21 protein-coding genes are annotated in these 21,964 nt (G+C 67.0%); 11 read left to right on the top strand and 10 right to left on the bottom strand.

The genetic code is table 11. The features are described from left to right. The first annotated feature begins 52 nt into the window (after window positions 1-52). The 3 genes from ACYQ26_RS04015 (at window position 53) to ACYQ26_RS04005 (ending at window position 2,374) form a co-directional block, all read left to right on the top strand. Window positions 53-1,189, top strand: a complete 1,137-nt coding sequence (locus tag ACYQ26_RS04015; RefSeq protein ID WP_459807259.1) for a thiolase family protein — start codon at window positions 53-55, stop codon at window positions 1,187-1,189. A gap of 79 nt (window positions 1,190-1,268) precedes the next feature. Then, window positions 1,269-1,652 (top strand): PLD nuclease N-terminal domain-containing protein, encoded by a 384-nt coding sequence (locus ACYQ26_RS04010; RefSeq protein ID WP_459807257.1) that lies wholly within the window; start codon window positions 1,269-1,271, stop codon window positions 1,650-1,652. Window positions 1,653-1,792: 140 nt separating this feature from the next. Next, window positions 1,793-2,374, top strand: a complete 582-nt coding sequence (locus ACYQ26_RS04005) for a DUF2391 domain-containing protein (protein ID WP_459807256.1) — start codon at window positions 1,793-1,795, stop codon at window positions 2,372-2,374. A 58-nt stretch (window positions 2,375-2,432) separates the two neighbouring features. On the opposite strand, the gene ACYQ26_RS04000 is transcribed toward ACYQ26_RS04005, so the two are convergent. After that, a complete protein-coding gene (locus ACYQ26_RS04000) occupies window positions 2,433-2,702 on the bottom strand; it encodes a hypothetical protein (protein ID WP_459807254.1) in 270 nt (89 codons plus the stop codon). Window positions 2,703-2,857: 155 nt separating this feature from the next. Here ACYQ26_RS04000 and ACYQ26_RS03995 point away from each other — a divergent pair, with 155 nt between their 5' ends. Both ACYQ26_RS03995 and ACYQ26_RS03990 read left to right on the top strand, forming a co-directional pair. After that, a complete protein-coding gene (locus ACYQ26_RS03995; RefSeq protein ID WP_459807252.1) occupies window positions 2,858-3,430 on the top strand; it encodes a magnesium transporter in 573 nt (190 codons plus the stop codon). Window position 3,431: 1 nt separating this feature from the next. After that, window positions 3,432-4,043, top strand: a complete 612-nt coding sequence (locus ACYQ26_RS03990) for a magnesium transporter (protein ID WP_459807251.1) — start codon at window positions 3,432-3,434, stop codon at window positions 4,041-4,043. Window positions 4,044-4,093: 50 nt separating this feature from the next. Here ACYQ26_RS03990 and ACYQ26_RS03985 read toward each other — a convergent pair whose 3' ends face one another. The 4 genes from ACYQ26_RS03985 to ACYQ26_RS03970 form a co-directional block, all read right to left on the bottom strand. Next, window positions 4,094-5,986 (bottom strand): cation:proton antiporter domain-containing protein, encoded by a 1,893-nt coding sequence (locus ACYQ26_RS03985; RefSeq protein ID WP_459807250.1) that lies wholly within the window; start codon window positions 5,984-5,986, stop codon window positions 4,094-4,096. Between the two features lie 159 nt (window positions 5,987-6,145). Continuing rightward, window positions 6,146-8,146 carry an AMP-dependent synthetase/ligase gene (locus ACYQ26_RS03980; RefSeq protein WP_459807248.1) on the bottom strand — a complete coding sequence of 667 codons (2,001 nt, stop codon included), beginning with the start codon at window positions 8,144-8,146 and terminating at the stop codon, window positions 6,146-6,148. A gap of 125 nt (window positions 8,147-8,271) precedes the next feature. Continuing rightward, window positions 8,272-9,225 (bottom strand): MBL fold metallo-hydrolase, encoded by a 954-nt coding sequence (locus ACYQ26_RS03975; protein ID WP_459807246.1) that lies wholly within the window; start codon window positions 9,223-9,225, stop codon window positions 8,272-8,274. 60 nt (window positions 9,226-9,285) lie between these two features. Then, complete coding sequence (locus ACYQ26_RS03970; RefSeq protein WP_459807245.1) at window positions 9,286-10,188, bottom strand: cation diffusion facilitator family transporter; 903 nt, start codon at window positions 10,186-10,188, stop codon at window positions 9,286-9,288. A 270-nt stretch (window positions 10,189-10,458) separates the two neighbouring features. Here ACYQ26_RS03970 and ACYQ26_RS03965 point away from each other — a divergent pair, with 270 nt between their 5' ends. The 3 genes from ACYQ26_RS03965 to ACYQ26_RS03955 all read left to right on the top strand — a co-directional run bounded on the left by ACYQ26_RS03965 (window position 10,459) and on the right by ACYQ26_RS03955 (window position 11,789). Continuing rightward, window positions 10,459-10,905 carry a fluoride efflux transporter FluC gene (locus tag ACYQ26_RS03965; protein WP_459807243.1) on the top strand — a complete coding sequence of 149 codons (447 nt, stop codon included), beginning with the start codon at window positions 10,459-10,461 and terminating at the stop codon, window positions 10,903-10,905. After that, the gene (locus tag ACYQ26_RS03960; RefSeq protein WP_459807241.1) at window positions 10,902-11,294 is read left to right on the top strand and encodes a fluoride efflux transporter FluC; all 393 of its coding nucleotides are present in this window, start codon (window positions 10,902-10,904) and stop codon (window positions 11,292-11,294) included. The genes ACYQ26_RS03965 and ACYQ26_RS03960 overlap by 4 nt, the downstream gene beginning before the upstream one ends. Before the next feature lie 255 nt (window positions 11,295-11,549). Continuing rightward, window positions 11,550-11,789 (top strand): hypothetical protein, encoded by a 240-nt coding sequence (locus ACYQ26_RS03955; protein ID WP_459807239.1) that lies wholly within the window; start codon window positions 11,550-11,552, stop codon window positions 11,787-11,789. 29 nt (window positions 11,790-11,818) lie between these two features. Here the strand turns inward: ACYQ26_RS03955 and ACYQ26_RS03950 are convergent, their stop codons facing one another. Then, a complete protein-coding gene (locus ACYQ26_RS03950; protein ID WP_459807238.1) occupies window positions 11,819-13,027 on the bottom strand; it encodes a potassium channel family protein in 1,209 nt (402 codons plus the stop codon). Between the two features lie 193 nt (window positions 13,028-13,220). Here ACYQ26_RS03950 and serS point away from each other — a divergent pair, with 193 nt between their 5' ends. Continuing rightward, entirely contained in the window at window positions 13,221-14,600 is a 1,380-nt protein-coding gene (serS, locus tag ACYQ26_RS03945) for a serine--tRNA ligase (protein WP_459807236.1), read from the top strand. 460 nt (window positions 14,601-15,060) lie between these two features. On the opposite strand, the gene ACYQ26_RS03940 is transcribed toward serS, so the two are convergent. Continuing rightward, a complete protein-coding gene (locus ACYQ26_RS03940; protein ID WP_459807233.1) occupies window positions 15,061-17,247 on the bottom strand; it encodes an elongation factor EF-2 in 2,187 nt (728 codons plus the stop codon). Between the two features lie 221 nt (window positions 17,248-17,468). Between ACYQ26_RS03940 and ACYQ26_RS03935 the strand changes: the two genes are divergently transcribed. After that, complete coding sequence (locus ACYQ26_RS03935; RefSeq protein WP_459807231.1) at window positions 17,469-18,236, top strand: DUF5781 family protein; 768 nt, start codon at window positions 17,469-17,471, stop codon at window positions 18,234-18,236. A 171-nt stretch (window positions 18,237-18,407) separates the two neighbouring features. On the opposite strand, the gene ACYQ26_RS03930 is transcribed toward ACYQ26_RS03935, so the two are convergent. Both ACYQ26_RS03930 and ACYQ26_RS03925 read right to left on the bottom strand, forming a co-directional pair. Beyond that, window positions 18,408-19,016 carry a 30S ribosomal protein S7 gene (locus ACYQ26_RS03930; protein WP_120245420.1) on the bottom strand — a complete coding sequence of 203 codons (609 nt, stop codon included), beginning with the start codon at window positions 19,014-19,016 and terminating at the stop codon, window positions 18,408-18,410. 2 nt (window positions 19,017-19,018) lie between these two features. Next, complete coding sequence (locus tag ACYQ26_RS03925; protein ID WP_006671958.1) at window positions 19,019-19,447, bottom strand: 30S ribosomal protein S12; 429 nt, start codon at window positions 19,445-19,447, stop codon at window positions 19,019-19,021. Between the two features lie 280 nt (window positions 19,448-19,727). On the opposite strand from ACYQ26_RS03925, the gene ACYQ26_RS03920 reads away from it, so the two are divergent. Then, entirely contained in the window at window positions 19,728-20,381 is a 654-nt protein-coding gene (locus ACYQ26_RS03920) for a 4-vinyl reductase (protein ID WP_459807228.1), read from the top strand. Window positions 20,382-20,438: 57 nt separating this feature from the next. On the opposite strand, the gene ACYQ26_RS03915 is transcribed toward ACYQ26_RS03920, so the two are convergent. Next, a complete protein-coding gene (locus tag ACYQ26_RS03915; RefSeq protein WP_459807226.1) occupies window positions 20,439-21,956 on the bottom strand; it encodes an aldehyde dehydrogenase family protein in 1,518 nt (505 codons plus the stop codon). Between the last annotated feature and the right edge of the window lie 8 nt (window positions 21,957-21,964).

The following is a 21,964-nucleotide window of genomic DNA, read 5'->3' as shown; positions in this document are numbered from 1 at the left end:
AATCCTCCCGAGTTCTCCCCAATTTAAGTTCGTGAGCGCTGTTCGGTACTGTATGACACAGACGCCAGTCGTCGCGGCCGCGGTCCGAACGCCACAGGGCAAGGAGGACGGCGCGTTCGCCGACGTGCGCAGCGAGGACCTCTCCGTACCGTTGATCGACGAAATCCTGGCCGAGACCGGCCTCTCGGGCGAGGAGATCGACGACCTGATGTGGGGCTGCGCCCAGCAGCGCGGCGAGCAGGGGAACAACGTCGCCCGCGTCATCGCCCTGTTGTCCGAACTGGGCGAGAGCGTTCCGGCGACGACGATCAACCGCTGGTGCGCCTCCTCGATGCAGGCGGTCATCTCGGCGGCGGACGCCATTGCAGCCGGCAACCGCGACGCGATCCTCGCCGGCGGCGTCGAGAGCATGACCCGCGTCCAGATGGGCGAGAACATGGGATCGATCCACCCGCGGATGGCCGAGCTCTACAACGTCGGCGAGCTCCAGATGGGGATGACCGCCGAGAAGGTCGCCGAGGAGTACGACATCAGCCGGGAGGAGCAAGACGAGTACGCCGCCCGGAGCCAGCAGCGCGCCGTCGAGGCGACCGAGGAGGGCCGGTTCGCCGACGAGATCGTCCCGATCGAAACCGAGGACGGCACCGTCGAAGAGGACGAGGGGCTCCGTCCCGGCACGACCAAGGAGAAACTCGCCGAACTGCCGACCGTCTTCAAGTCCGACGGCACCGTCACGCCCGGCAACGCCTCCCAGATCTCCGACGGCGCGTCGGCCGTCCTCGTCACGAGCGAATCGTTCGCCGAGGAGCACGACCTCGAGATCCTCGCGGAGATCGGGGGGAACAACGTCGCCGGCGTCGACCCGACCGTCATGGGGATCGGTCCCGTCCCGGCGACGCGGGGCCTGCTCGAGCGCAACGGCCGCGATATCGACGACTACGATCAGGTCGAACTCAACGAGGCCTTCGCCAGCCAGACGCTCTACTGTCGCGACGAACTCGGCGTCGATCCCGAGATCTTCAACGTCAACGGCGGGGCGATCGCGATCGGCCACCCGCTTGGCGCCTCGGGCGCGCGGCTCCCGGTCACGCTGATCCACGAACTCCGGCGCCGCGGCGGCGGACTCGGGCTGGCGACGCTCTGTGTCGGCTTCGGACAGGGTGCGGCGATCGAGTTCGAGGTTCGCTGAGCCGCTCCGCTTCTATCTCGAGGGGGCGTCGACCCCGTATTTGGCGTCCCGTTTAGTACTCTCGAGCCGTACGACCCGTATGCGCTGGCACCTCCTGGCGATCATCGTGGGGATTCCGCTCGCCTGGCACCTCGCGCTCACGGCGGTCGCGTACTACGACGCCGGCCGGGTCGGCCTCGAGCCGCGGGCGAAGTGGGCGGCGATCACCTTCCTGATCCCGCTGTTTGGCTTCTTCATCTACCTGTTCGAGCGCAGCGAACTCGACTACGACCCCGCGGAGGACCCCTACCGCGGCAACAAGTTCAACATCCACCCCTCGCGGGCGGACGATTCGCCGCTGCCGTCCCGCGGGGACGATCGGATCGCCGACGGCGAGCGCGAGCAGGGCGACCGCGAGGGGGACGAACGGACCCGTCGCGACCGGGGCGAGCGCGATGGGCCGGCGTCCGACGACCGCCCGTAAGGTCGCGAGGACTCGAGGTCCGCGAACCGAAAGGGTTGCGCCGGCACCCCATCGGCAACTCGCGGTCGGTTCCGACAGCGCTCGAGTGGCCCGCCGGACGCGATTTTATACTTTATACGACCGCGGTGAGGAGACGAGGTATGTCACGATCGAGCGGCCAGGCTCCGGCGCCGCCGGACGAGGACGTCCTCGAGGACCTCTACGAGCAACTCGAGACCCTAGAGGAGACGGTGGACACGTCCGACGAGCGGACGGAGGTGCGGCGGACGATGCGGCTGGTCGACCGGCTGTCGCACAGCCGGATGATGAACGGCGTGATCACGCGGTTTACGGGCAAGGACAAGGCCGAGGCGTTCGTCGGCAGCGTCGTCATCGGGCTGCCGATGCTCGTGGAAGGCGGCGTGATGGAGATCGGCGCGTTCCTCGCGACGAGACCGGCGTTTTTCGTCGCGAACCTCGCGATGGCGGTTGCGCTCGTCGTCGGCATCCTCTACGTCGCCGACTTCCGGGAGATCCAGATCCACAACCCCTACTTCGGCGTCGTGCCGCGACGGCCGGTGTGGGTGCTGGGCATCGCGTTCGCGACGGCGGCGGCGCTGATGACCCTGTGGGGACGCGTGGCGTGGGACGAGCCGTGGCTCGATCTCTGTCAGGTGTCGGTCGTCTTCACGGCGATGGCCATCGGCGGCTCGCTGGGCGACATCCTTCCCGGCGAGAGCTAACAGGAACGGCGGTTCGGTCGGCGTCTCGAGCCGAGAATCGACGCTCGAGCCCCGGTGCTTACTCGAGCACGGGCCGCTCGTCCTCGTCGGACGGGACGTGGCACTCGTCGTCGAGGACGACCTCGAGGCGGCCGTCCTCGAACAGCCGATCGATCTGGTCGTGGGTGAACCGGCCGTCGCACTCCTCGCCGACGAAGGTCACGAACCGCTCGGTGCGTTCGACGACCGTCGCGAGGGAGTCGCCGGTGCGGTAGTAGTACCGGACCGTCGTTCCGGGAAAGAGGGCGGCGGACGTCGTCGGCAGGTAGGTGAAGCGATGGAGGACCATACCCGATCACTCGAGGACGGCGATATATCTCTTGTGGACGCGGCCGAGACCGTCCCTTCGTCAGCGGCGGCGAGCGGCAAACCGGCGGGGACGAGCGCCGGAACGCGACGGCGGAAGACGTGAATTTAATGTCTCGGCCGAGCACCTTCGGGTAGATGGTGCGCCACGACTCCGCCGTCGACGTCTACAGACAGGCGTTGCCGGTTATCCTCGTCAGTCTCGTGGCAGGGCTGTTCGCAGGGACGCTGCTCGGCACCGAAACGATGCGCGAGGGGATCGAGAGCGTTCCCGGCCTGTTGCTGTTGCTGCCCGCGTTCCTCGCGACACGAGGCGGGGTCTACGGCTCGCTCGGAGCGCGCCTCTCGAGCGGTCTCCACCAGGGCGTGATCGACCCCCGTTTCGAGTGGAACGGACCGCTCAGGAACGCGATCATCGCCTCCTTCCTAAACGGAATGATCGTGTCCGTGTTCATCGCGGTACTGACCTGGCTCGTCCTGCTCGTCCTCGGTCGCGGGGGGAGCCTCCTCGAACTCGTCATCATTCTGTTCGTCGCCGCGCTCCTCTCGGCGTTCGCCATGCTCGGCGTCCTGCTCACCGTGATCTTCAAGGGCTACCGCCGCGGGCTCGACCCCGACAACGTCATCGGGCCGGTCGTCACGACCGTCGGCGACGTCTTCGGCGTCGCCTTCCTGCTCGTCGGCGTCGGCGTCGCGGGGGTGCTCCTGTGAGATGAGCGGCGGCGAGGCTCGACTCGAGGTCGGCGAGGACCGCGACGCCGGAGACGATCGGCTCGAGGAGTGGTCGGTCCGGAACATCGTGACAACGCTCGTCCCCCTGCTGATCGCCATGTCGATGCTGCAGATGGTGTCGGGGACCGTCCTCGAGAGCTTCGAGGAGGAACTGGTCGGGAATCCGTCGCTGTTGATCCTGGTGCCGGTGATGATCGGCACCGCGGGCAACCTCGGATCGATCATGTGCGCGCGCCTCTCGACCCAGCTGCACCTAGGGACCCTCGAGTTCTCGCCGACGAATCCCGGAATTCGGGCGAACGTCGGCGCCGTCCTGGGGCTGGCGGCGACGGTGTTCGTGCTGCTCGGGATCGCGTCGTGGGCGATCGGCGGGCTCCTCGGCGGGACGCTGGGACTGGGCACGCTGTTGCTGATCACGATGGTCAGCGGCATGCTGCTGGCCGTCTGGGTCGTGATCGTCAGCGTCGTCTCGGTGTACGTCTCCTACCGGCTGGGGTACGATCCCGACGACACGACGATTCCGATCGTCACCAACGTCTGCGACATCACGGGCGTGCTCATCCTCTTTGCAGTGGTCTGGGTCGTGCTCTGAGCGGGACGGTGCGCGAACGGCGCCTCGGCTCCGGCGCGGACACTCGGACGCTACACCGGTTTCCCGCAGCGCTCGATTGCTTCGCGGACCGCTTCGGTCCGGCCGATGAGCGTGACGTGGTCGCCCTCTTGGAGTTCGACGTCGGACGTCGGCACCTCGTTGGTTCCGTTCCGGCTCACCAGCGCGATGAGGACGCCGTTCGGCAGTTCGCTCCCCACGTCGGCGATCCGCCTGCCGACCAGTTCGGTGTCGGTGACCTCGATCTCCTGGACGTCACCCGATCGGCCGAGTTCGGACATCCAGTTCGACAGGGCCGGGCGCTCGATCCGGTTGTCGATCGCCCACGCGGTCGACTCGGCCGCCGAAATCGTCTCGACGCCCAGCTCCTCGAACGCCGGCGCGTTCGAGGGTTCGTTCGCGCGGGCGATCACCTTCTCCACGTCGAAGCTCGACTTCGCGAGCTGGGCGACGAGGAGGTTCGCGTCGTCGTCGCCGGTCGCCGCGACGACGGTCTTGGCGTTCTCCGCGCCCGCACTTCGCAGCACCTCGACGTCGGTCCCGTCGCCCTCGCGGGCGGTGAACCCCTCGTTTCGGAGCTCCTCGAGAACGCCGAGATCCTCCTCGATGACGACTACGTTTTCGCCGCGCGCTTCCAGTCGTTCTGCCAGCGAGCGGCCGACGCGGCCGCCGCCGACGATGAGTACACGCATGGGTATCACGTCGAGTTTTTCCGCGATCTGTCTGGCGAGCCCGCCCTCGAGGACGACCGTCACGAGGATGACGAGAAAGACCGTGCCGACGAGCAGATCCGCGCCGGCGACGTTCGTCGGTTCGTTCCCCGGACCGGTCGTCTGCAGCCGGATCGCGAACAGGGTCGCAACCGAGGCCGGAATGATCCCCCGCGGGCCGACGAAGCTCATGAACAGCCGCTCTCGGAACGTGAATCGACCGCCGCGGGTCGAAATGAAGACCAGCAGCGGACGAAGCACGAACATGACGACCGCGACGACCGCCAGCCCGCCGACGCCGAGCGCCACCAGCTGATCGAACTCGAGCAGGGCCGCGAGCGTAATGAAGACGAACGAGAGGACGAGCAGCGTAACGTCTCCCTTGAACGCCTCGATGTCCTCCTCGTAGGGAAGGCCGGCGTTACCGAGGATCAGGCCGGCCGTCGCCGCGGCCGCGACGCCGGCCTCGGCGAAGACGTAGTCGGCCGATCCGAAGGCGACGATCGCCCCGGCCAGCGTGAGCAGTCGGGCGTTCTGGGGCGCGGTGTCCGGCGAGAGATCGACGTACTGCAGCACCGCCCACACGATCGCCGCGACGACGGTTCCGACGAGCAGTCCCGTCCCCAGCCGCTCGGCGAACAGCTGTAGGTAGATGTCCGCGGTCAGCTCGTTGACGGTCATCGCTTTGAACAGCACGATCGCGAGGATCGCGGCCGTCACGTCGTTGACGATCCCCTCCGTCTCGAGGGTCGCGGCGACCCGGTCGCGGACGGGGACGACCTTCAGGATCGGCGTGACGACCGTCGGCCCCGTCGCGATGAGGAGCGCGCCGATCAGCAGCGCGATGTCCCACGACGTGCCGAGGAAGTATCGAACCGCGAGGGCGGTGCCGGTCAGCGAGATCGCCGCGCCGATCGTCGTCAGCCGGACGACGGCCGCGGGCGCCTGCTTGATCTTGTCGATCTTCAGGTGGAACGCGCCCTCGAACACGATGATCGCGACCGATAGGCCGACGATCGTCGGGAGACCGCTGCTTTCGCCGAACGATTCGGCGGTGAGGATCCCCGCTCCTTCCGGACCGACGGCGATTCCGGACGCGATGAGAAACAGCACGCTCGGTACGCGAAATCGGGCCGAGAGGAGCTGCGAGAGCACGCCGAGGCCGATGATCGTCGCGACCAGAACGAGCAGTTCGCCGCTCTCTGCGGCCGTCATGATCCTAGCAGCCGCTCGACGGTCGAGGACGGTCGGCATCGCAGTACCGCGGACGACGTACTTCGCATTCGTCTCGAGGGAGAAGCTCCACCCGGTTAATTCCTGCGAGGGACGAAGTGGGGCCGGTTCGCCGCGACGGGCGAGCGGTCGCGGCGCCCGTCAGGCGTCCTCGTAGATCCGGTCGACCCGATCCGCGAACCGCTCGAGGATCGCGCGCCGCTTCTTCTTCATCGTCGGCGTCAGCAGCTCGTTTTCCTCGGTGAACTCCTGGGGGACGAGTTCGAACCGCTTGATCCGCTCGTAGCCGTCCAGCCCCTCGTTGACCCGGTCGACCTCCCGCTGGACGTACTCGCGGACGCGCTCGTCGTCGCACATCGCCTGCGGATCCGCCGGCAGGTCGATCTCCTCACGCGCGGCCCACTCGTGGACGTGATCCGTGTTAGGAACGATCAGCGCGCCGACGAACTTCTCGCCGTCGCCGACGACCATGCACTGCTCGACGACCTCGCTCGAGACGAACCGATCCTCGATCGGCGCCGGCGCGACGTTCTTCCCCGTCGAGAGGACGATGATCTGCTTGGCCCGGTCGCGGAACTCGAGGTAGCCGTCGGGGCGCAGGTGGACGATGTCGCCGGTGCGGAACCACTGGCCGGAGGAGTCGCCGTCGGCCATGACGGTCGCTGCGCTCTCGCTGATCTCGTTCGTAAAGGACCGATCCGTCGCGCCGGGTTTGTTCCAGTAGCCCCGCGTGACGTTGGGGCCTTTCACGAGGAGTTCGCCGACCTCGCCGGGGTCGTCGGCGAAGGCCTCCTGATCGGCGACGCTCTCGTCGATCGCGACCTCGACGTCGACGACGGGCGGGCCGATGGTGCCGATCTTCACGTCCTCGGGCGGGTTCACCGAGATGACCGGCGACGTTTCGGTCAGACCGTACCCCTCGTGGATCGGCAGCCCCATCGCGTGATAGAGCCGACAGAGCTCCGGCGAGAGGCTCCCGCCGCCGCTGATCAGGAGCTCGATCTGGCCGCCAAGCGCCTCCCGAACCGTCGAGAAGACGAGTTTGTCCGCGAGCGCTCGCTTCGCGCGCAGGATCGTCCCCGGCTCGTCGGTCTCCTGATAGGCGACGCCGACGTCGGTGGCCCACTCGAAGATGCGCTTCTTGGCGGAGGACTCGCTCGCCTGCTCTCGAATCCGGTCGTAGATCTTCTCGTAGACCCGCGGGACGCTCGTCGCGGTCGTCGGCTCGACGAGCGAGAAATCCTCCTGGAGCGTATCCGGGCTCTCGGCGTACGCGACGGAGGCGCCGGTCGCGAACAGCACGAAGTGGCCGGCCGTGCGCTCGAAGACGTGGGCCAGCGGCAGGTAGGAGACGGCGCGGGAGGTCTCGTCCAGCGTCGGCACGTCCTCGTCCCTGTCGGGGCGAGACGCGAACCGCCTGTGGACCTGGTTGACGTTCGACCGGAAGTTCCGGTGGGTCAGGCGGACGCCCTTCGGCTTCCCCGTCGTCCCGCTCGTGTAGATCAGACTCGCCAGGTCGTCCATCGCGGGCGCGTCGACCCACGTCTGGTAGGTCGCGAGGTCGAAGACCTCGTCGCCGCGTTCGTAGACGTCCGCGAGCGTGAAGACGTCGTCGCGCTCGGCGGCGTCGTGGCCCTCGAGGGCGTCCATCGAAACGATGAACTCCAGCTCGAGGTCGTCTTCGACGGCGAGGACGTGCTCGAGCAGGTCGCGGTTCTCGACGACGACGCCGTCCGCGTCGGGGTCGTCGAGCAGGTACTTCACTTTCTCCTCCGACGATCCCGTATAGACGGTCGTCACGACCGCGCCGGCGCCGAGGAGGGCGAAGTCGCACTGGGCCCACTCCATCCGGGTGTTGGCGAAGATGCCGATCCGATCGCCGCGCTCGACGCCGAGGTCGCGAAAGCCGGCCGCGAGTCGGCGGACGATGTCGCGCATCTCGGCGTAGGAGATCGCCCGAAACTCGCCGGGGGTCGCGGCGGGGAGAACCGAATCGGTCAGCGAGCGGTCGTAGATGCCGCCCTTGTACTGCTGGGCCGGCCGGTTGGCGTTGCGTTCGGCCGAGGCCTCGAACATCCGCCCGAGGGTGGTCTCGTCGATCACCTCGTCCTCGTACTCGCGTTCGGCGTCCCGCCAGTGCATGGCGCATGCCACGACCTCGCATACGATAAAACGTGAGGAAACTGATTCCATCCGCTGGGGCGTTTATTCAGCTGATCGGCACCGATCGAAACTGGCGCTCGACGGGCGGTACGCGCCCGAACCGGTTACCCGTCGCGGTCGTCCAGATAGCCGAGCACGCCGCGGACGTTCATCGCGGCCTCCGCCCGGGCCTTCCGCTCGTTCCAGGCCTCGATCAACGCCTCGTCGGCCGTCTCGGCGAAGTGCTCGCGGACGGCCTCGTCGTCCTCGAGTTCCGCGCGCTTCGTCTCGACGGCCTCGACCCACTCGGTGAGGACGTCCTCGTACGCCGCGAGGGCGTCCTCGAGATTGCTGCTGACGTCCCGCGGCCCGAAGTGCGTGTACAGTAGAACGTCGGGGTCGATCTCGGCGATGGTGTCGAGGTCCTCGAGACACTGCTCCAAGTCGAAGTCGGAGGGCGGCGAGGTTTCGACGATGCGCTCGAGGTTGGGCACCCAGATGCCGGCGGCGTCGCCGGCGAAGACCGCGTCGTTGGCGGGGTCCTCGAAGATCACCTGGTGGAAGGCGTGGCCGGGGGCCTCGTGGACGCGCAATTCGTGAGCGCCGAGGTCGATGGTATCGCCGTCCTCGATGCCGACGATCCGGTCCTCGGGGATCGGTTCCGGTTCGACGTAGAACTCCCACTGGTCGCCGACGGCCTTCTTCGTCCCTGCGACGAGTTTTCCGGGGTCGGCAAGCAGGCTCGCGCCGACGTCGGGGACGTAGACGTCCGCGTTCGGGCACTTCTCGGCGAGAAAGCCCGCGCCGCCGGCGTGGTCGAGGTGGATGTGGGTCACCGCGACGGCCGCGAGGTCCTCGCGGTCGATGCCGAGTTCCGCGAGGGCCTCGAGGATGCGCTCGTGGTTGGTGCCGATCCCGCTCTCGACGACGGCGGGCCGGTCGTCGTCGAGGATGTACGCGGCCCCGTAGCCGTCAGTGTCGTACATTCCGGTGTCGAGGTAGTAGAGATCCGAGCAGTCGCCGGTCGTGACTTGGCGGACGGTTCCGGCATCCGTCTCCGCGTCCGTGTCCATGGTCATACCGATACCCCGTCGCGGAGCGGGATAAAAATCATGTTAACAGCAGGCAAACCCGCGGTCTCAGTCGTCGGACTGTTCCTTCCACTCGCCGATCCCCGAGGGATCGAGGTGCACGTGCGCGTCGCCGACGTCGTCGATCGCGCGCAGTCGGTCGACCAGTTCCGACTCGACGTCGTGGGCTTCCCGGAACGGCATGTCGCCGTCGACCTCGACGTGCACCTCGACCTCGAGGACGACCCCGTCGTAGAAGACCGTCAGGTCGTGGACGCCCTCGACGTCGGGGTGGCTCCGCAGCGTCTCGGTGATCGCTGCGCGCTGTTCGGGGCTGGCTGCGGCCCCGATGAGGTAGTCGACGTTCTCGCGGCCGATTTCGATCCCCTGGTAGATGACCAGTAGACTGACGAGGCCGCCGGCGATCGGATCGAGCAGCGGGATCCCGAACAGGACGCCGCAGACGCCGACGACGGCCGCGACGGAGGTGTAGATGTCGTTCAGACAGTCCGTCGCGAGGGCGGCCAGCGAGGTCGACTCGAGCCGCTGGTTGACCCGCTCGGTGTAGCGGTAGACGAGGTACATGTCGACGATCGAGAACCCGAGCGCGACGAGCAACAGGAGGTTGAACTCGATCTCGACGCCGTGGAGGATCCCCTGTGCGGACTCGTACAGCAGGTTCAACCCGAGCAGCGCGATGACGGCGCCGACGAACAGCGCCGTCAGCGGTTCGATCCGAGCGTGGCCGTGCGGGTGCGTCGCGTCGGGTTCCTCGAACGAGTTCCGACCCCAGACGAGGACGACGACGCTCGCGACCAGATCCGCGACCGAGTGGGCCGCGTCCGCGAGCAGGGCGACGCTCCCGAAGGTCACCCCCACGACCCCCTCGAACACGATCTTCACCGCGTTGCCGAGGACGTTTACCCCCGACGCGCGGACGAACGCTCGCCTGTCGCTCGCGTCGCCGGTCATGGCTCGTTTTAGAGACAGTCTAACCTTGGGTCTTCCGGTGCCGCGAGCCCCTGCCAATCGTTCGCGACGTGCGGTGCGGTCACTGCCGCGGTCGTTCCGGAACCGTCATGTGGTCGCCGTCGAAAACCGACGGCGAATCGCTCGTCGCACCGGCGCTCGCGTCGAACCCGGGTGATGGGGCCTGCCCGATCCAACTGGCGGCTGCACGACGGCGCTCGCGACCGCAACTGCAACCGCCACCGGCTGACGGTCCCTGCCAATCCACCGCCCATGGCAGCCGAACGCACGCAGTCACATCCTCTCGTCCGCCTCGAGACGCTCGCACTGATCGCCGTCGGCGGCTTCGCCGGCTCGAACCTCCGGTTCGCCGTCGACGGTGTGCTTCCCGCGATTCCGGCTGTCGTAGCCGTCAACGCCGCGGGAAGTTTTCTCCTCGGCCTGTTCGTCTACGAGGCGCAGTCTATCGGCCTCCTCGAGCGCCGCTCGCGGCTCGTTTTCACCACCGGGTTTCTCTCCTCGCTGACGACCTACAGCACGTTCGCGATCCAGACCGCGATCGCCGCCGGTCCTGCGGAGCCGGCGCTGCTGCTCGGGATCGTCACCGCCAACTACGGGCTCGGATTCGCAGGTGTACTCGCGAGCCGCACGCTGGTCCGGTATGTAGCCGGGGATACCGAAGCGACCGCCGACGCCGAGGACGGGGGTGAGACGGCGTGATCGAAGAATTCGCCTCGGCCGTCGCGGTCGACCCCGAGCCGGCACACGTCGTCGGTACCGGCGGCGCGATCGGCGCCGTCCTCCGCCACCAGGTGTCGCTGCACTGCTCGAGCGAGCGATTTCCGTGGCCGACGCTCGTGGTGAACGTCATGGGTAGCTTCGTCTTCGCGCTCGCGATCTTCGCCGGCGTGGGCGGCTCCGCGCTTCAGTTGCTCGGAACCGGAATCTGTGGCTCGTTCACGACGTTTTCCTCGTTCTCGGTCGAGACGGTCCAGCTCTACGAGCGCGGCGACCGACGGATCGCGGTCGCTAACACGGTCGGGAACCTCGTCCTCGCGCTGGCGGGGATCGGACTCGCGTGGGCGGTCGTCGCCGCCGGTCTTCCCTGAGGGGCGACGGGGATCTCGTCGCCGGCCTCGATCTCGAGGACGCGCCGAAACTCGTCAATCGCCGATCAGGTATTTGGACTGTTCGTACCGTTCGTCCCCGTCAGCACCGCGTCCGCCGGACGTCTGACTGAGTTTCAAGTGTCGGGATGTGGCCCTCGTCGGTATGGCAGTCGACGCCCCCGCACCCACGATCATCCCCCAGCGAAATCGAACGCCCGCGGACACGACCGCAGCGAGCCAACGGAGGGTGCGCCGATGACGACGCTGACGATCGCGATGACGACGGCGATAACGCTGCTCAAGGTCCTGCGAACGGTTCGGACCGGCGTCCGAACACGAACCCGCAGCCGACTGCGAGCGGATCGGACGCCGCGAACGGGGTTCCGGAAGCGCCTCCGCACGCTCGTGCCGATCGTCCTCGCGCTCGCCGTGATCGGCCTCGGGACGATCGTCTACGCGGAACTCGTGTACGTGCTGCTCGAGTACGCCGAGTAACCCGAACGACCCGCTGCGGAACCGCCGTCCTACGCCGTCGCCAACTCCTCGAACGCGGCCGCCGCCGTCCGGGTCCCCTTCGAGATGAGCACGTCGCCCCCCTGGATCTCGGCGTCGGCGTCGCCGACCAGCAGCCAGCCCTCCTCGGGGCGGCGGATCGCGATGATCGACATCGTCGACTCGGTGTCGGGCACGCCGGCGACGATGTCGGTTCCGTCGAGGTCACTGCCCGGCTCGACCGCGACCCGGACGATGATCTCGTCGCTCTCCTCGACGGCCATCTGGACGACCGGGTGGACGTCGATATCGCGCAACACGCCCTCGCTGATGTCGATCGCCGCATCGCTGATCACCTCCGTCGCGTTGCCGAGGTGGATCAGCCCCCGGAGCACGACCGGGTCCGACGCGTCGGCGGCCGCCTGCAGCGTCCACGCCTCGAACCGCGACTCCATGGCGTCGACCTCGACCTCGAGGTTGCGGACCTCCTCGGCCAGCGCCTCGCTGTCGAAGAGGACGGCGCTGTAGGCCAGATCGACCGCCAGCTCCGAGAGGTTCTTCATGTGGACGATCGTGTCGACCGCCCGCTCCAAGTCGGGGACGTCGGGGGCGTCGGCCGAGGGCTGCTCGTACGCCGAGCCGGTCATCGTCTCGCAGACGTCGCCGATCGAGACGTCCGGACCGCGAAGGAGCGCGACGTCGTTCGCTCGAATCGCGGTCTCGGGGCCGGGGTTGAGGAGCCACTCGTCGCCCCGCCGCAGGGCGATCACGCGCACGCCCGTCTCCGACTCGAGGTCGATGTCCGCGAGCGTCCGGTCGACGTAGACCGAATCGGGGTCGACGACGCCGCGGACGAGCGTCTCGACCGCTTCGGGCAGGGCCGTCCGCATCGCCTCCGGCAGCCCGATGTCCTCGAGGACGACCTTGGCGATGTCGCCGGCCGCGTCGCTGATGTCGTCGGCCGCACCGACGATGCCGAGCACGGGCGCGAGCTGCTCGGCGTCGTCCGGGCTCCGCGTCGCCATCATCAGCCCCATCCGCGCGCGCATCTCGAGGACGTCCATCCGCTCCTCCAGGCGCAGCACTTCGGTCGCGATGTCCTCGCTCGAGTGCAACACCGCCGAATAGGACAGATCGATCAACAGCTCCGCCGTGTCCTTCATCTCGACGAGCACGTCCTTGACGTTGACCGGCTCGTACTCGATCGGTGCCGACGACGTCTCGCCCTCGAGCGGGTCCATACGTCGAACCAGCCTTCCCACCGAAAAAAGCGTTTCCCGCCGAGAAACCGGGCTCGAGCGGCGATCGCCGCGAGCCCGTCTCCCGGACGAATGGGATCGACGCGGTCGCTTCGGCCGCTGCAAACCGCGGTGCTCGAACCGAAACCTTCCGACACGGTTTTGGACGGCCGCACTGAACCCACGAGCAATACCAATGCTCGACCGGACCTACGTACGCGAGAATCCCGACGAGGTGCGCGAGGCCCTCGACGAACGGGGCGCCGACGTCGACCTCGACGAGATCCTCGAGCTCGACGAGCGGTGGCGAGAACTGAAGGCCCGCGGCGACGAGCTGCGCCACGAGCGCAACGAGATCACCTCGGAGATCGGCAAGCTGGTCGCCGAGGGCAAGGAGGAGGAACGGGAACAGGCGATCAAGGAGTCGCGGGAGCTCAAAGCCGAGATCGAGGACGTCGAGAGCGAGGCCGACGAGATCAGGGAGGAGCTCAACCAGCGCATGCTCGAGATCCCCAACGTCCCCCACGAGAGCGTGCCGCTGGGGGTCGACGAGCGCCACAACGTCGAGGATCGCCGCTGGGGCTTCGACGACCTGCGCGACGTCCCCGAAGACGTCACACCCCACTACGAACTCGGCGAGGAGATGGACATCATCGACGAGGAACGGGCCGCCAAGGTCACGGGCTCGGGCTTTTACTTCCTCAAGGGCGACGGCGCCCGCCTCGAGCACGCCCTGATCCAGTTCATGATGGACGTCCACCGGGAGCAGGGCTACGTCGACGTCTTCCCGCCGATCCCCGTCAAGAGCGCGTCGATGCGCGGCACCGGCCAGCTCCCGAAGTTCGCCGACGACGCCTACCGCATCGGCGGCAGCAACGAGGAGGAGTACGACGAGGAGGACCTCTGGCTCTGCCCCACGGCAGAGGTCCCGGTCACCAACATGTACGCCAACGACATCCTGCTCAAGGACGACCTCCCGCTGAAACACCAGGCGTACACGCCCAACTTCCGGCGCGAAGCCGGCGAGCACGGGACCGAAACCCGCGGGATCGTTCGCGTCCACCAGTTCAACAAGGTCGAACTCGTCAACTTCGTCGAACCCGAGAACAGCTACGACCGGCTCGAGGAACTGCTCGGTGAAGCCGAGGAAGTGCTCCAGCGGCTGGGGCTTCCCTACCGGATTCTCGATCTGTGTACCGGCGACCTGACCTTCGCGTCGGCCAAGACCTACGACATCGAGGTCTGGGCCCCCGCCGACGACATGGAAGACGGTCCCGAGGAGGGCGGCCGCTGGCTCGAGGTCTCGTCGGCCTCGAACTTCGAGGACTTCCAGGCGCGCCGGTCGGGCCTGCGCTACCGGCCCGAGCGCCACGAGTCGGCCGAGTACCTCCACACGCTCAACGCGTCGGGACTCGCCATCCCGCGCGTGATGGTTGCGATCCTCGAGTACTACCAGAACGAGGACGGCACCGTCACGATCCCCGAGCCGCTCCGGCCGTACATGGGCGGCCAGGAGGTCATCGAGGGCCACGAGAAGGTCGGCGAGGCCGCGCTCGGCGCCGGCGAACGCGAGTAGCGAACAACGCCGCGACCCCGGTCGCTCGACACCCGATTCGTCCGGCTCGGTGACCTGATCCGTTTTCGGTATCGCTGAAATTCAGTCTGCGACTACGGTTTGAAATCCGTTACCGTACTCCGAACGCGACCGTCGCTTCACCGTGAAATACACGCGACGCGTATTTTCTTTCGTCTGTCGAATGGACTTATTAATTGCCGCGTAATCAGTTGACCTGCAAGCCAGTCGCCAGGGGCTTGCCGTACGCGTGAACGTATCGTCGATGGCTGGCCTGATTCACCAGCCATTTTCGCCAGGGAAAACGACGAGAGCTACGCGTCAGTATCCGTTCTCGAAGCCGCGATCGTACACGTCGATAGCTCGCGCTGCGAGCGGACGACCGGCTACGCAGTGACGGTGCGCAGCGGGCCAAAAATCGAAAATCGAAACCCGAAACCGCGAACGGCGACTCGGACGCCGCTTAGATGTAGTCGATCTGCTCGGGCAGTTCGAGCTTCATGCCCTTGCGCTCGCGGATCTCCATGATCTTCTCGCGCTGGAGCGAGTCGGACATGACCTCGAAGCCGGCGTTCTCCGTGTTCCAGGAGGCGCGGCCCTCGGTCGCGGAGCGGATGTCGCTGGCGAAGCCGATCATCTCGCCGACGGGCGCGATACCCTCGACGACCATGAGGTCGCCCTCCTGGTACATGTCGTCGACACGGCCACGACGGCCCTGAATCTCGCCCGAGGCGGCGCCCATGTGGTCGTTGGGCACGTCGATGCGGACGTCCTGCATCGGCTCGAGCATCTTGATCTTGCCGTCGATCAGTGCGTTGTGAACCGCTTCGCGGACCGCGGGGATGACCTGCGCCGGACCGCGGTGGATGGTGTCCTCGTGGAGGCGGGCGTCGTGCAGGCGGATGAGGGTCCCCTGGACCGGCTCGTTCGCGAGCGGACCGTTGTCCAGGGCCTCCTCGAGCCCTTCGACGACCAGTTCCATCGTCTCGTTCAGGTGCTGGATACCCTTCGTGTCGTCGATGAGGACGTTCGTCCCGTGGATCGTCTCCACGTTCTGGGACGTGTCCTTGTCCATGCCGGCGTCCTGCAGGGCCTCGCGCCGTTCCTGCTCGGGCATGTCCATCGACGCCTCGCCGAGCTTGATCGTCTCGACGAGTTCGTCGCTCATCGGCTCGATGGAGATGTAGAAGCGGTTGTGGCGGTTCGGGGAGATGCCCTCGACCTCGGCGCTGGGCTCCTGGGGCTGCTCGCGGTAGACGACGATCGGCTCACCGGTGTTGACCGGGATGCCCTGGTTCTTCTCGATGCGCTGGGTGATGACCTCGAGGTGAAGCTCACCCTGCCCGGAGATCAGGTGCTCGCCCGTGTCTTCGTTGATGTTGATCTGGATCGTCGGGTCCTCCTTGGAGACCTGTCGCAGCGTTTCGATCAGCTTCGGCAGGTCGTCCATGTTCTGGGCCTCGACGCTCTTCGTAATGACCGGCTCGGAGATGTGCTCGATCGACTCGAACGGGGTCATCTCGACGCTCGAGACGGTCGAGCCGGCGATGGCGTCTTTCAGACCGGTGACGGCGGCGATGTTCCCCGCCGGTACCTCCTCGACTTCCTCGCGCTCGCCGCCCATGAAGATCCCGACGGACTGGACGCGGTTCTTGCCCGCGGTCCCGGAGACGTACAGCTCCTGGCCCTTCTCGAGGGTGCCCGAGAAGACGCGACCGGAGGCGATCTCGCCCGCGTGGGGGTCCATCGAGATGTCGGTGACCATGAAGACGACCTCGCCGTCCTCGTCGACCAGGCGCATGCCCTCCGCGAGTTCGGTGTCGTCGTCGCCGCGCCAGATGCGCGGGATACGACGGGGCTGCGCGTCGACCGGGTTCGGGAAGTGCTCACAGACCATGTCGAGCACGACGTCCGACAGCGGCGTCTTCTCGTGGAGCTCCTGGCGCTTGTCGTTGCGCTCGAGCTCCATGATCTCGGCGAAGTCCATCCCGGTGCGCTGCATCGACGGCATCGAGACGCCCCACTTGTACAGCGCGGAGCCGAAGCCGACGGTGCCGTCCTCGACGGAGACGGTCCAGTCGTCGATGTCGTCCATGTCCTCGGTCATGCCGCGGATGAGTTCGTTGACGTCGCGGATGACCGAGAGGAGACGCTCCTGCATCTCCTCGGGACCCTCCTGCAGCTCGGAGATCAGGCGGTCGACCTTGTTGATGAACAGGGTCGGCTTGACGCCCTCCCGGAGCGCCTGTCGCAGGACGGTTTCGGTCTGGGGCATCGCGCCCTCGACGGCGTCGACGACGACGAGCGCGCCGTCGACGGCGCGCATCGCGCGGGTCACGTCGCCGCCGAAGTCGACGTGGCCCGGCGTGTCGATGAGGTTGATGAGGTGGTTCTCGCCCTCGTACTCGTGAGTCATCGAAACGTTCGCCGCGTCGATGGTAATCCCGCGTTCCTGCTCGTCCTCCTCGGTGTCCATCGCGAGCTGTTCGCCGGCAGTCTCGTCGGAGATCATGCCCGCACCCGCGAGGAGGTTGTCCGAAAGGGTCGTTTTCCCGTGGTCGACGTGAGCGGCGATGGCGATGTTCCGGATGTTCTCCGGTTCGTCCATCAGCCGTTCACACTCTTGGACGATCTTCTTGCGTCGGCCCATATACCCCCCATTACCGCCAGCGGGGTCAAAAGGGTAGTGTTTCGTCGGCGTCGGAATTCGTCGCGTATCCCGGTTCGGAGCCTGGAATATCCAGTTTGCGTGAGTTAATACCACGCAACGATCGGCGGTCTCGAGGGGCCGTCGGCCGCGGGCGCGTCCGGTCGCCGTCAGCGAGACCGGGCGTAAGAGACATACAGCAACAGCCCTTGGTATACGCACGCATGGATATACGAGTACAGGGATCCGGTCCGACCGCCCCCTTTCTCAGCGCTCGCGACCTTTTCGAGACCGAACACGACCTCTCGCTGCCGGTCCACGTCCGACTCCGGGACGACCCCGACGAGCGGACCTGGGCCGGCCACTACGACGATCGTCACGTCCTGAACATCTCCCGGCAGGCCGCGTCGTCGGCGATGGCCCGCGAACTCGCCCTCCACGAGTTCGCCCACATGGCCCGCTACGAGCAGGAACACCCCTCCCACACCCAGTCGACCGAGGAAGTGCTCTACCTCGCGCTGGCCGGCAAGAGCGTCGAGCGCCGCAAGCTCTCGCACTGCTACCAGATCGCCAACCACATGAAAGACATCTACGCCGACGACATCACGCTCGCCGTCGGCCCCGGCGAGAAACTGCTGTCGTACCTCGAGTCGAGCCTCGCCGCCGCCGTCGCGGATCGCCCCGACACGCCCCTGCGGCCGGGACTCCAACGACTGTCCGCCAGCGCTGACCCCGAGATCACGGCCGTCAACGCGGCCTTCGCGCTCGCGCTCGGGGAACGGCACGACCTCATCGACGACGACCACCGGCTGTACGACCTCGCGCACGCGGCCGCGCTAGACGCTCCCGACGTCGACTTCGAGGGGTTCAAGCGCCGCTTCCGGGAACTGGCGCGCGAACCGGACTCGAGTTCCTACCGGCAGGTGCTCGTCGACGCGACGCGGTCGTACGTCGACGGCAACGGCAGCGGCGGCGAGATGGCCGCCGACTGACAGGCGTCACGGAACAAACGCGGATACGGACCCGATTTTCGTCTCTCGAGCGCCCGTGGCTCGCACTGTGGACGTCGATCGAAGACTCGAGACGCGAGCGCCGACGCCAACGCCGGCGTCGCCACTACGAAGTCGGTGTCGAGAAACGAATAGAGAACCGCTATAGAGCGGTTAGCGTGCAGCCGCCGCGACGCGCTCTTTCTCTTCTTTCTGGCTGACCGCGTAGGTCTGGACGTCGTAGTTGGCCGCGCCGATGAGCTGGCTGGCGATGGCCTCCTCGACGGGCGTGGCCGTCTTGAACGAGTCGTTGTAGACGCCCTCGGCGAGGAACTTCAGGGCCTGGTCGACGCGTCGCTGGGGTGCGACGTCGACGGCCTTCGGGACCGAGATGCCACCGTACTTCAGGCGGACGGTCTCCTCGCGCGGGGCCGCGTTCTCGACGGCGGTGACCAGCACCTGGATCGGGTTCTCCTCGGTGCGCTCGTGGATGATGTCGAACGCCTCGCGGACGTAGTTGAGCGTCTTCTGCTTCTTGCCCGTGTTCTCCTCCGTCTGCATGAGGCGGTTGATGAACCGCTCGACGATGGAGATCTGGGACTTCTTGAACTGCTTGCTGGCGTGGCGACCGGCGGTGTGGGCGACCGGGGTCACCGTGATGTAGCGCTCGGTCGAGGGGTCGGCGTACTCGATTTCGCCGAGTTCCCACTCGCCGAACAGCTTCGCCGACACGTCTGCGCCGCCCGCGGGGGCGTCCGGATCGGGTTGGTCTTCGACAGCCATGGTTAGCGAACGGGTTTCTCCGCGTTACCGCGAACGAGTTCCTTCAGCGCGACGCCGTTGACCTTGTCGACCTTGTAGTTGACGCCCGACAGGTCACCCATCGCGCGACCCTTCGCGCCGCCGATCCCGGCGATGGTGACTTCGTCGTGTTCGTCGATGAACGAGATGGCGCCGTCACCGGGGCAGAACGCGGTGACCTGCTTCCCGTTCTTGATCAGCTGCACTCGGACGCACTTTCGGATCGCCGAGTTGGGCTGCTTTGCCTCGATGCCGACCTTCTCGAGCACGATACCACGACCCTGGGGCGCTCCCTCGAGGGGGTCGGACTTCTCTCGAAGCCCGCGGGCGCGGCGCGCGTAGTCCGAGTCGGACCACCGCTGCTCCTGGCGGTCCTTCTTGAGCTTGCGCGCGGCGTACTTGCCGTTTGCCATAGTACCCGTCGCTATCCGACGAAGGCACTTAAGCGACCCGTTTCGAATCGGCGTTACGCCTCGAGAGGCCTCGAGGGGGGCCGACGAAGGAATCTGAGCGGGTTTCGGCACGGAATAACAGCTCTCGGGCGGTCCGCAGCGGTCTTCCGCGAGCGCGACGTCGCGGCGGCCGCGCTCCCTCGCCGCCCGATCCGTCGGCGACCGACGATTCGCATCGTCGCTATCAGATCGTATAATTAACTAGGCGTTTTAGTTAAATGAGTTGCATTCTGCACTCGTCATGGCGACGATCAATACGGTACTCATCAGCGCTTCGTGGCTCAGGCGGCTCATCGGTGCGTCCGACGAGGAGTCCGAGTCCGGCGGCGAGCAGCCGAGGATAGACGATCGAATGGGGTTCGACGGATCGGTCGCGGAGTCGGAAGTGATCGGTCGGAGCCCCCTGTCGTACGTCGCCGCGGGCGAATCCATCTCGTCGTTCGTGGGGAAGGAGATCACGAACAAACTCGCGAAGTACGGGCTCGAGGACATCGATCCCGAGGAGTGGTACCCGCTGGAGATCCCGCTGGCGATGCTGTACGATATGCGCGACGAGTACGGCGGCGTCAGGATGCGAAACATGGGCCAGAACGTCCCCGAACACGTCGAGTTTCCGCCGGAGCTGTCCGCGGTCGACGACGCGTTGCGGGCGATCGATCGGGCGTACCACCAGAACCACCGCGGCGGCGACCTCGGCTCGTACGAGTTCCACCAGGAGGGCTCGAACGAGGGACGGATGCTCTGCGAGAACCCCTACCCCTGCGAGTTCGACAAGGGGCTCATCAAGGGCGTCGCCAAGAAGTTCGCCGACAACCCCGTCAAGGTCGAGGAGATCGGCGACCACTGCCGATCGGACGGCGACAACTGCTGCGAGTACCGCGTCGAGTGGATCTGATCGCGATCGCCGCCACGAACTGTTCCTGTCCGGAGCCGCGTCGGCCCGAACGCTCGATCAGTACGGGTACTCTCGAGGCTCGCGCTGGATCGAGATCCACTTGAGCGTCGTCAGGGTCTCCATGATCCACTCGTCGTTGTACCGTCCCATCCCCGACGCGCCGACGCCGCCGAAGGCGACGTGCGGTTCGTCGTTCAGCGGCTGATCGTTGATGTGGACCATCCCCGTCTCCATCGCGTCGGCCACGTCGCGCGCTCGAGCCACGTCCCTCGAGTGGACCGATCCCGACAGGCCGTACTCGGTGTCGTTGGCGATCCGAACCGCCTCCTCGTCGGTCTCGAAGGGGATGACCGGCGCGACCGGTCCGAAGTGCTCGTTGCAGGCCGCCGGCATGTCGTTGGTCACGCCCGAGAGCACCGTCGGCTCGACGAACAGGCCGTCGTGGCCGCCGCCGGCCTCCACCGTCGCGCCGCGGTCGATCGACTCCTGAACGAACCCGACGATCTTGTCGCGCTGACTCTCGTTGATGACCGGACCGACGAGCGACTCCTCCGCGAGCGGATCGCCGATCGGTAACTGCTCGGCGCGGTCGGCCAGCCCCGCCACGTACTCGTCGTACAGCGACTCGTGGACCAGGTGGCGGTTGATCGAGATGCACTCCTGTCCCTGGTGGGTGAACGAGCCGAACGCGCCGGCGTCGATCGCCCGCTCGAGGTCAGCGTCCTCGAGCACGATGTGGGCGTTGTTCCCGCCGAGTTCGAGCGCGGGTTCCGTGTACGAGCCGACGGCGCGCTGGCCGACCCCTCGTCCGACTTCGGAGGAGCCGGTAAAGGACATCACCGACGGAACTTCGTGTCCCGAGAAGTGGTCGCCGATCTCGTGCCCGTAGCCGGGGACGACGTTCAGCACGCCCTCCGGCAGCCCGGCCTCCTCGAAGACCTTCGCGAGCACGAGCCCGCCCGTCAGCGGGGTATGCTCGTCGGGTTTGAGGACGACGCTGTTGCCCAGCGCGATGGCGGGCGCGACGACGCGACTCGAGAGGTACAGCGGGAAGTTCCACGGCGTGATCACGCCGACGACGCCGGCCGGTTCGCGCACGAGCAGGTTTTCCTTGCCGGGCGTCACCGAGTCCTTGCGGCGGCCGCCGTCGCGCATCGCCAGCCCGGCCCCGACCTCCATCGTCCCCTGCGCGAGCTGGGTCTCGAAGTCGGCTTTCAGTGGCACGCCGCCGCACTCGAGCGCGAACAGCGTCTCGAGGTCGTCGGCGTACTCGCCGAGCCGCTGGCAGGCCTCAGTCACGATCGCGGCCCGCTCCTGGGGCGGCCGCTCCGCCCACGCCGCCTGGGCGTCGTCCGCGATCGCGTACGCCTCGTCGACGTCGGCCTCGGTTCCCGAGGGCACCCGCGTCAGGGTCGTCCGCGTCGCGGGGTCCTCGACCTCGATCGCGTCTCGGTCTCCGGCAGGGACCCACTCCCCGTCCAGATACAGGGCGTTCCACCCGTTTTCCGGCGCGATGTCGAGGGCGTCCACGTCTACGTCTCGCGTTTTTGCGGCCACGTCGATCGTATCCGTCATACCACCCC

The sequence above is a fragment of the Halopiger thermotolerans genome, assembly GCF_054654555.1.
This window is presented reverse-complemented; position numbering and strand designations above follow the sequence as displayed.